Origin of the sequence: Klebsiella sp. CN_Kp113 (genome assembly GCF_040064585.1) — a bacterium.
Taxonomy (GTDB): domain Bacteria; phylum Pseudomonadota; class Gammaproteobacteria; order Enterobacterales; family Enterobacteriaceae; genus Klebsiella; species Klebsiella michiganensis.
Genome location: NZ_JBEAID010000056.1, coordinates 1 through 10,517 on the forward strand (window position 1 = coordinate 1; position 10,517 = coordinate 10,517).

7 protein-coding genes and 1 pseudogene are annotated in these 10,517 nt (G+C 61.2%); all 8 read left to right on the forward strand.

Annotated elements, in window-relative coordinates; all coding sequences use genetic code 11:
• Positions 1-146: hypothetical protein (locus ABLV30_RS26745; RefSeq protein WP_348865696.1), on the forward strand; the 146-nt coding region annotated here is incomplete at its 5' end.
• Between the two features lie 13 nt (positions 147-159).
• Positions 160-1,503, forward strand: coding sequence for a type VI secretion system baseplate subunit TssK (gene tssK / locus ABLV30_RS26750; RefSeq protein ID WP_064358504.1), 1,344 nt, complete (start codon positions 160-162; stop codon positions 1,501-1,503).
• Positions 1,500-2,165, forward strand: coding sequence for a type VI secretion system protein TssL, short form (gene tssL / locus ABLV30_RS26755; RefSeq protein ID WP_014229072.1), 666 nt, complete (start codon positions 1,500-1,502; stop codon positions 2,163-2,165). Before tssK ends, tssL begins: the two co-directional genes overlap by 4 nt.
• Entirely contained in the window at positions 2,162-3,850 is a 1,689-nt protein-coding gene (locus ABLV30_RS26760; protein WP_341799742.1) for an OmpA family protein, read from the forward strand. Before tssL ends, ABLV30_RS26760 begins: the two co-directional genes overlap by 4 nt.
• Positions 3,851-3,994: 144 nt before the next feature.
• Entirely contained in the window at positions 3,995-4,486 is a 492-nt protein-coding gene (hcp, locus tag ABLV30_RS26765) for a type VI secretion system effector Hcp (protein WP_014229074.1), read from the forward strand.
• Between the two features lie 246 nt (positions 4,487-4,732).
• Positions 4,733-7,375, forward strand: a complete 2,643-nt coding sequence (gene tssH, locus ABLV30_RS26770; RefSeq protein WP_200913640.1) for a type VI secretion system ATPase TssH — start codon at positions 4,733-4,735, stop codon at positions 7,373-7,375.
• A complete protein-coding gene (vgrG, locus tag ABLV30_RS26775; protein WP_265799700.1) occupies positions 7,372-9,870 on the forward strand; it encodes a type VI secretion system tip protein VgrG in 2,499 nt (832 codons plus the stop codon). Before tssH ends, vgrG begins: the two co-directional genes overlap by 4 nt.
• A pseudogene (locus ABLV30_RS26780) lies at positions 9,867-10,517 on the forward strand (hypothetical protein); the annotation flags it as partial. The gene vgrG and the pseudogene ABLV30_RS26780, both read left to right, overlap by 4 nt.

Here is a 10,517-nt window from a genome sequence, read left to right on the forward strand (position 1 = left end):
TGCGCGACGCGAAGGTGGTGGTGGAAGATATCGAGGACAATCCGGGCTTCTTCCGGGTGAAGCTGTACGCGGTGCCGCACTTCCAGGTGGAAGGTATGGACGTGAACCTGTCTCTGGTTTCTCAGATGCCGAAAGCGAAAGCGTAAGGCGGGGGCAGGGATGAAAACAGTACGACCGCTGTGGGGGCGGGGCCAGATGGTTTCCCCTCAACATTTTCAGCAGGAGGCCGCGCAAGCGGCCTGGCACACCGAGTGTGTCGCCCGACTGGGAGCAATACATCCCTGGGGGGTTGCGCGGACGGCTTTTGACGCCGCGCTGCTGAAGCAGGGGAAACTGAAGGCCGACCACCTGTGTGTGCGTTTCGCCGACGGAACGCTCACTGATAGCGATAACGCCGATGCGTTGCCGCCCGTGATGACCTTACCGGAAACAGAAAGCCACGAACTGACGGTGGTTTTGGCGTTGCCCCATGAGTATGAAAACGGCGGCAACTGCCTGCAACCGGAGCAGAAAGCGGAGCGTCCTGTGCGCTGGCGTCTGGCCTGGCGGGAGGTGCGTAACCGCTATGGGGATGACAGCCGCCAGATTGCGGTAATGCAGCCGGAGCTGACGCTGCGTACAGAGGATAACGACAACGGCAATTACCAGACCGTCGCCGTGGCCCGTCTTAAGCGCGACAGCCAGGGAGACTGGTCGCAGGACGCGTCGTTTATCCCGCCGCTGCTGAACGTGCAGGCCAGCCGCTGGCTAACGGAGCAGACCGAATATCTGACGGGTCAGCTACGCGCGCGCCTGCAGCGCCTGATGTCTATGCGCCGGGAGAGCAACGAACGGATGGCCGACTTCGCGGTGGCGGACGTGTCGCTGTTCTGGCTGCTGAATGCGCTCAACAGCGCTGAGCCGGTGCTCAGCCATTTTGTGCGCTATCCGCAGGTGCACCCGGAGCGGCTTTATCAGGCGCTGGCCGGTCTTGCAGGCAGCCTGCTGACGTTTTCTCTTGATCACACCACCGCCGATATTCCGGCCTATCGTCATGAGCAGCTAACGGCGGTCTTCCCGCCGTTGTTTGACCTGCTGGGTGTGCTGCTGGAAGCCAGCCTGCCGTCGCGGGTCGTGGCGATTGACATGGTCCGCGATGAACGGCGCAAGCGCTGGCACGCCCGTCTCCACGATCCGAGACTGCGTGAAGAGGCGGATTTTTATCTCTCGGTACGCTCGCCGCTGCCGGTAGCGCAACTGCTGGAGCAGTTTCCGCTTCAGTGCAAAGCGGGTAGCCCGGATGAAGTCGACAGGGTGGTCAACGGTTCGCAGCCCGGCATTCCTTTGCGCGCGATGAGCCACGTCCCTGCGGCTATCCCGCTGCGCCTGGAAAACCAGTATTTCACCCTTGATATGACCCATCCGGCGGCGCGGGCGATGCTGCTGGAAGGCAGTTGTGTCTTTTACGTCCCCGGTCTGCTGGGCGATCCGGAACTTGAACTGTTTGCGGTGCTGCGCTCATGAAACAGGACATAAATATCGACGCCCTGATGGCGGACGCGTGGCTGACGGTGACGGAACTGCGGTTCGGCGCAAGACTGGCCGACGGGGAGGGCGACCGCCTGTGGCGACATTGTGTAGATCATATTGAACAGGTGATGGCGAAGCTTGAGGCTGCGGACGTCAGCGAGGCGAGCCGTCGGCATATTCTCTACGCCTGGTGTGCGCTGCTGGATGAGACCGCCAAAGGACGCGAAGGCGAGGATGATGCCTGCATCGTCTGGTATGACCGTCCGCTGCAGGCGAAATACTTTGGTGCTCTGGACGCCGGAGACGCGTTGTATGAACGGATGCGTCAGGTTCTGCGCGAGCCCGCGCCGGATATGGCGGTGCTGACCTGTTTCCACCGGGTGCTGATGCTCGGCTTTAAAGGGTGTTATGCCCTGAATGAGCCGGCTCGTGACCAGCTTGTTCGGGTACTGACCGAGCGCGTGCCGCCGTTTGAAACGGACCAGAGCCGTCCCGTACTGGCGGGTATCTCCGGGCGCAGCGGCCTGGCGGACGGGTTACGTCGCTGGCCGGTTTGCATCGGGCTGTCGCTGGTAGCGATCGCCGCGCTGTGGTGGGGTCTGAACCACTGGCTTGATTCCCTGATTGCAACCCTGCTGCCGGGGGCCGGGAAATGAACGTGCGCTATTTGCGCCTGTTATGGCTCTGGGGCGGGATCCTGGCGCTGCTGCTCTGCCTGCTGTTTCTGCCGCTGGCCTCCGGCGGGCGGATTCTGGCCGCTGCGCTGATACTGGCCGCCGTTATCGCCGGGCTGATTTTCGCCGGGCGCAGGCGGGAAGATCCGCTGGTAGATAACGCCTGGCTGGATGAGATACCGGACGCGCCGTATCGCCTGCCGGTGGTGCTGGTCTGCGGCGATATCGCCGGGTGGCCGGAGAGCGGGCCAATTTACCGCACGGCACGGGGCTGCTGGTTAAACGTCCCGACGGCTGAACTGCAGCAGACGGTACGTATTCTTCTGTGGAAACGCCCGGACCTCGTATCGCAGCTGGCGGTGATGGTCAGCGTCTGTCCGCAGCTGCATCGTGATGAGGCGGCGCTGGCGGCCGGGCTTTATGAGCTGCGCTGGCAGCTGAGCCAGGTGCGGAGCGATTGCCGCCGGGCGGTGCCTTTACTGTTGAACAGTAAGGTGGCGGGGGCGTCTGTTCCACAACCGCTGTGGCAGACAGCGCAGGCCGGGGAGGCCATGCAGGTATGGCTGGCGGACGATGTGCCGTGCAGCACCGGGACATGGCTGGCGCAAAAGGACGGGACGGACCGCCTGGCTGCGCAGGTGAGGATGAATACGCTGGTTCGCCTGACTGAACAAACAATGATGGCCGCGCTGACGGCGGCGTCGGACGATATGCCTCCGGCGGACCCGGCGATGGTGGTATATCACATGACGCCTTCGGGGGCGCCGGTTCTGGCTGATAGCCTGTGGCAGCGCTGGTTGTCTCAACATACTGCCCTGAATTCGCTGCCCGGCTGGCAGCCCAACCCCTCATCAGCGGATGTCACGCTGCCGAATTTTATTCTGCCGCTGTTGCCACTGGGCGCCGGCGTGACGCCGCTCAGCAGAACTTTACGGCGGGCATTCTGCCTGTTCACCCTTGCCGCCATCATCGCACTGTGCGCCAGCGCGTGGAACAACCGCCAGCTGCTGCAGCGGGTGGGGTTCGATATTCAGCATTACGCGCAGATTGCGATGGATGACTACGCCCCGAAAGCCCGCGCCGTGCAGATCCTGCGCGGGGATGCGCTGCAGCTGGATCGGTGGGCGCGCCACGGTGAACCGCTGGAAATGGGGCTCGGCCTGTATCACGGGGAGCATTTGCGCATGCCGGTGCTGGACGCCATTCGTTCCTATGTCCCGGCGCTTCCGCCACTGAAGCCTGCCGAGAAAACCGCGCCGAAAATCATCCGCCTCGACAGCATGTCGCTGTTCGACACCGGCAGGTGGGCGCTGAAGCCCGGCTCGACAAAGCTGCTGGTGAACTCACTGGTGGGCATCAAAGCGAAGCCCGGCTGGCTGATTGTGGTGGCGGGCCATACCGACAGCACCGGCGACGATAAATCCAACCAGATACTTTCGCTTAAGCGTGCCGAATCGGTGCGCGACTGGATGCGCGACACCGGCGACGTGCCGGAGAGCTGTTTTGCGGTGCAGGGCTACGGCGAGAGCCGACCCGTTGCCCCCAACGACACGGCCGAAGGCCGGGCGCTTAACCGCCGTGTCGAAATCAGTCTGGTGCCGCAGGCGAATGCCTGCCAGCCACCGGGCATGACCCCCGCGCCATCGCAGGATGATGGCGCTTTTTAAAATGATACACACAGTCATTCGGGCTGCCTCGCGGCGGCAACTGAATGCGTCCCCGGGAGCATAGTTCACTATGTGACCGGGGCAAATGAAGGCAGCCAACAAAGAGGCAGCCTGAAGGACGACGTGTATAAATGGAGAAGTAATATGGCAATTCCAGTCTATCTGTGGCTGAAGGACGACGGCGGCGCGGACATCAAAGGTTCCGTGGACGTGAAGGACCGTGAGGGCAGCATCGAGGTGGTGGCGCAGGAGCATAACCTGTACATCCCGACCGACAACAACACCGGGAAGCTGACCGGCACGCGAATCCACACGCCGTTCCTGTTCACTAAGGAAATCGACGCCTCCAGCCCGTACCTGTACAAGGCGGTAACAACCGGCCAGACGCTGAAGTCGGCGGAGTTCCGCTGGTACAAAATCAACGACGCCGGTCAGGAAGTGGAGTACTTCAACACGAAGCTTGAGAACGTGAAGGTGGTGAAGGTCAACCCGCTGATGCACGACGTCAAGGACCCGTCCTACGAGAAGCATAACCACCTCGAGCAGATTGAGCTGCGTTACGAAAAAATCACCTGGACCTACAAGGACGGCAACATCATTCATTCCGACAGCTGGAACGAACGCGCCACCGCCTGATGACTCGCCATATTTCACGCTGTAGCGGCGTTGGCTGCGTTCGCTTGTCGTCTTGCTACAGCGCGAACTATTTAGAGTCATCCCCTGATGGGCAGTTTCCGCTGCCCGTTTTTGCTGAGCGCCTGAACTGACGGGCGCTCAGCAAAAAAACAATCTGCCTGCCTGACCTGATGCGCTTTGGGTTCCTGAATAACAGGGAACAGCGACGGGCGGTAGCGTGTCCGGAACTGATAAAGAGAAAAGCTCATGGAAAATCCCGCCATTTTGTTACGCCGACTTAACCCTTACTGCGCCCGTGCGATGGAAGGCGCTGCCACCCTGTGCCAGACCCGGGCGCACGCGGAAATCCTGCCCGAGCACTGGCTGCTGAAACTGCTGGAGCAGGGCGAGGGCGACCTGACGGTGCTGGCGCGGCGCTACGAATGGGATATGGACGCGATATGGCAGGATTTGCTGACCTTTATGGATAAGCTCCCCCGTTCGGTGCGCGGCCGCCCGCAGCTTTCAGACGCTATTCAGACTCTGATGCAGGAGGCCTGGCTGAGCGCTTCGCTGGCCGGGGAGGAGCATATCCGTAGTATCCACCTGCTGATGGCGCTGGTGGATAAACAGAGTCTGGTGCGCTGCGACGGCCTGTGGCCGCTGCTGACCCTGGCGCAGAGCCAGCTGGCGCGCCTGCGTCCGCTGCTGGACGCGCAGTCCGAGGAACGCCCGGAGGTGCAGCAGGAAGCAGAGCTGGCGCAGGGCGACGAGGTGGCGTTTGTCGGCCGTCCGGTTAATGCGGGCGTAAAAGAAGGGGATCTGAATCCGGCTCTGCAGAATGCGCTGGATAAGTTCACCCTCGACGTGACCGCCCGCGCCCGGGACGGCAAAATCGACCCGGTGTTCGGCCGTGATAATGAAATCCGCCAGATGGTGGACATTCTTTCCCGACGCCGCAAGAACAACCCGATACTGGTGGGCGAGCCGGGTGTCGGCAAGACCGCGCTGGTGGAAGGTCTGGCGATCAGAATCGCCGAGGGCAACGTCCCGGATGCGCTGAAACCGGTAAGCGTGCGCACCCTTGACCTCGGCCTGCTGCAGGCCGGAGCGGGGGTGAAGGGAGAATTCGAGCAGCGGCTGAAAAACATTATCGACGCGGTGCAGCAGTCGCCGCTGCCTGTGCTTCTGTTTATTGATGAGGCCCACACCCTTATCGGCGCGGGTAACCAGGCGGGCGGCGCCGATGCGGCTAACCTGCTGAAACCGGCCCTTGCCCGGGGCGAACTCAGAACTATCGCCGCCACAACCTGGAGCGAGTACAAACAGTATTTTGAGCGCGATGCGGCGCTGGAGCGGCGCTTCCAGATGATCAAAGTCGATGAGCCGGACGACGACACCGCCTGCCTGATGCTCAGGGGCCTGAAGTCCCGCTACGCGGAGCATCACGGGGTGCACATCACCGATGAGGCGGTGCGCGCCGCCGTCATCCTCTCCAGACGCTATCTGACCGGACGCCAGCTGCCGGACAAGGCGGTGGATTTACTCGACACCGCCTCCGCCCGCATCCGCATGAGCCTGGATACGGTGCCGGCGCCGCTGACCCGACTGAAGGCGCAGCTCACCGCCCTGGCGATGGAAAAGCAGGCGCTGCTGGAAGATATCGCGGCGGGCAACCACACCCACGGCGAACGCCTGGCGGCCATCGAACAGGACGAAGTCCGTATTATCCTGCAGCTCGATGAGCTGGAAACGCAGTACGGCCAGGAGCTGAAGCTCACGGAAAACCTGCTCGCCTGCCGCGCCGATATCTCCCGCCAGGCGGAAATCGCGGACCTGCAAAACCAGCTTAGTGCCGTGCAGCAGGGGAACCCGCTGCTGGGTCTGGACGTGGACGCGCGCACCGTTGCCACGGTCATCGCCGACTGGACCGGCGTGCCGCTCTCGTCTCTGATGAAGGATGAGCAGACGGAGCTGCTGAGCCTGGAACAGCAGCTCGGTAGACGCGTGGTGGGCCAGGACGCGGCGCTGAACGCCATCGCGCAGCGTCTCCGTGCCAGCAAAACCGGGCTGACGTCGGAGAACGGCCCGCAGGGCGTGTTCCTGCTGACCGGGCCGAGCGGCACCGGCAAGACTGAAACCGCGCTTGCCCTTGCTGACGCGCTGTTCGGCGGTGAGAAATCCTTAATCACTATCAACCTCTCCGAATACCAGGAGCCGCATACCGTCAGCCAGCTCAAGGGCTCCCCGCCGGGGTACGTCGGCTACGGCCAGGGCGGTATCCTCACCGAAGCGGTCAGAAAGCGTCCGTACAGCGTGGTGCTGCTGGACGAAGTGGAGAAGGCCCATCGGGACGTGATGAACCTGTTCTACCAGGTGTTTGACCGGGGTTTTATGCGCGACGGCGAGGGGCGGGAGATCGACTTTCGCAACACGGTTATTCTGATGACCTCTAACCTCGGCAGCGACCACATCATGCAGATGCTGGGCGAACGGCCGGAGGCCACGGAGTCCGACCTGCATGAACTGCTGCGTCCGCTGCTGCGCGACCACTTCCAGCCCGCGCTGCTGGCGCGCTTCCAGACGGTGATCTACCGCCCGCTCACGCGGGACGCGATGCGCACGATTGTCGGTATGAAGCTCAGCCAGGTGAGCAAACGCCTCAGTCGCCACTACTGCATGACCACTACCATCAGCGACAGCCTGTACGACGCTCTGACGGATGCCTGCCTGCTGCCGGATACCGGGGCGCGCAACGTGGACAGCCTGCTCAATCAGCAGATATTGCCGGCGTTGAGCCTGCAGCTGTTAAGCCATCAGGCGGCGGGGCAGAAGCCGCAGCACCTGATACTGGGCCGTGATGAAGAGGGGGGGATTGTGATGGAGTTTGGCGCAGGGGCGGGTGTATGAGCGAGATAAAATCCCTGTTGTTCAGCCACAGCCACCATCTGTTAACGGTGCGCGGCTGCAGCGCTCTTCTGGACGTGCTGAGCTTTGAAGGTGAGGAGGCCCTGAGCGAACCGTTCAGATACGTGATTGAGTTCACCAGCGCCGACAAAACCATCACGCCGCAGCAGATGCTGATGCAGGACGCGACCTTCACCCTGCAGGCGCCGGCGGACCAGGGTTTCGGGATTAACATTCAGCAGCCGGTGCGCACGATTCAGGGCGTGGTGACGGCGTTTGAGCGCCTTTCCGCTTCCCGCGACGAAACGCACTATTCCCTGACCCTGCAGCCTCGTCTGGCGCTGCTCTCCCGGAGCCACCAGAACCGGATTTACCAGGATATGTCGGTGCCGGATATCGTGGAGCATATCCTGCGTACCCGCCACGCCATGCGCGGGGAGGACTTTGTTTTCACCCTGGCACAGGCGTATCCGCGTCGCGAGCAGGTGATGCAGTACGGCGAGGACGACCTGCGCTTTATCACCCGCCTGCTGGGCGAGGTCGGTATCTGGTTCCGCTTCACCGCCGACACCCGGCTGAACATTGACGTGGTGGAGTTTTACGATGACCAGCGGCACTACGAGCAGGGGCTGGTTCTGCCGTCGGTGCCGCCCTCCGGCCAGCACGACGGCGGTACCGAGTCGGTGTGGGAGCTGAAAAGTCGGCATAAAGTGGTGCAGCAGTCGGTGTTCACCCGGGACTACAACTACCGCAACGCGCCGGAGGAGATGAGCCAGAGCGCGGACGTGACGTCCGGCGACGTCACCACCTACGGTGAGGCGTATCACTGGGCGGATAACTACCTGGCGCCGGGCAGCGACGGCCAGCGCAACCCGGAGCCGGAGAGCGGGGCGTTTTATGCCCGTCTGCGCCACGAGCGCTACCTGAACGACCAGACCCGGCTGAGCGGCAGGACCAGCAGCGCGGCGCTGGCGCCGGGCCGGGAGCTGAAGGTCACCGGAGGCGCTGAGGTGACGGAGGTTTTCCGCCAGGGCGTGGTGATTACCGGCATCCACAGCAGCGCCCGTCGCGACCGCAGCTATGAGGTGGCGTTTACGGCCATCCCGTTCTCGGAAAATTACGGCTTCCGTCCGCAACCGGGCGACAGGCCGGTCATGGCCGGCACGCTGCCGGCGCGGGTGACCAGCACGAAAACCAACGATATCTACGGCCATATCGACCGCGACGGCCGTTATAAGGTCAACCTGCTGTTCGACCGCGACCACTGGTCGCCGGGGGAAGAGAGTCTGTGGGTACGTCAGGCGCGCCCCTATGCCGGGGACACATACGGCCTGCACCTGCCGCTGCTGGCGGGGACGGAAGTGGCCATCGCTTTTGAGCAGGGAGACCCGGACCGTCCGTATATTGCCGGTGTCCTGCACGACTCGGCGCACCCGGACCCTGTCACCATCCGGAACTATAAGCGCAACGTCCTGCGGACCCCGGCGAACAACAAAATCCGCCTCGACGACGCGCGTGGCAAAGAGCACATCAAGGTCAGCACGGAGTACGGCGGCAAGAGTCAGCTGAACCTGGGGCATCTGGTGGACAGCGAAAAACAGCCTCGCGGGGAGGGGTTTGAGCTGCGGACGGACAGCTACGGAGCGATACGGGCCGGAAAGGGGATCATGCTCACCACCGAATCGCAGCCGCGTGTGCAGGGCAAACAGCTGGATATGACTGCGGCGATCGTGGAACTGGAAAAGGCGTTGTCGCTGGCGAAAACATTACAGCAATGTGCCGCCACTGCCGGAATCAGTGTGGTGGACACAGGGCAACAGCAACGACTCAGCCAGACACTGAAACAACTAAAAGGGGCGGGGCTTCTGACGTATGCCGGTGAGGGGCAGGCACATATCACACCTGCAAGCCTGCAACTTTCCACAGGCGAGGATTTAGTTGCAACGGCGGGTAACGATGCCAGCATCAACGTGGTAAAAAAATTCTCACTGGCTGTTGGTGAAAAGCTGGCCCTGTTTGCCCGAAAACTTGGCATCCAGATGATTGCCGGTGCCGGAGATATCACAGTTCAGGCACAGCGCGGTGCCATGCATATGCTTTCACAGCAGGATTTCACATTGACCAGCACCGACAGCAAGCTGAATATCAGCGCAAAACAGGGAATACAACTGGCCTGCGGAGGCGGTGGCATCCGCATTAATGCGGATGGATCGGTTGAAATATTCTCACCCACAGGCGTTGATATTAAAGCGCCAAACTTTGCCTATAAAGGCCCTGAAAGTGTGCAGATACAGATGCCAAATTTTGATAAAGGGGCGTTTAAACACCGTTATCGGCTTCATGCTTCCGATGATCCAGAACAAATTCTGACCAGACAAAAATTTCGCGTCAAAAGCGCGGCGGGCGACATCATCGAAGGTGAGACAGACAGCGAAGGGTGTTCCCCCCTGCTTGATGCGACCGATCTTGATACCTGGACACTGGAGTTATGCTCATGACGGATAAAAAAAACAGTCCGTATGCTCCGCGCATAGCTTCCAGAAACGATGTGTCGGTGCATAAAGATCTTGGGGAAGCGGCCCAGACCTGCAGTGTGGCGGTTCCCCGCCCCATGCCCTGTATCGTCATACTGGTGCATGGTGTGAATGATGTGGGTGAAGCGTATCAGAATCAGGAAAATGGCATTATTGCGGGTCTGAGTAAGCGCCTTAACCGTACTGACCTCTACGCGCATGAATGGAAGGATTTCATGATGATGCACAACGAAGAGGCGCAGAAAAAAATCGCCGCGCCGGGTCGTTCGCCGGTTATTCCGTTTTACTGGGGCTACAAGCCAGTGACGTATGACGACTGGGTTGCGGACCAGCAGAATTACCGGAAAGAAGTGGATGTCCAGAAACTGGGGGATAAAGCCCATATTCCCTATGATGCTTATCAACAAAATGATAAAGAGAAAATGAAGGCCGTTGGTAACGATGGCAAGAATAAGCTGAAGTTTCAGAACGACAACTGGAACAATGCGCTGGATATGAATTATGCCAAAGGTGGTGGAACCTTTGCTAATGCCACCACCAACATCCCCGATATGCTGGGGCCGGGGGCGGGGGGGGCGGCTGTTGCCGCCGCGGGGTTTATCACACACGAT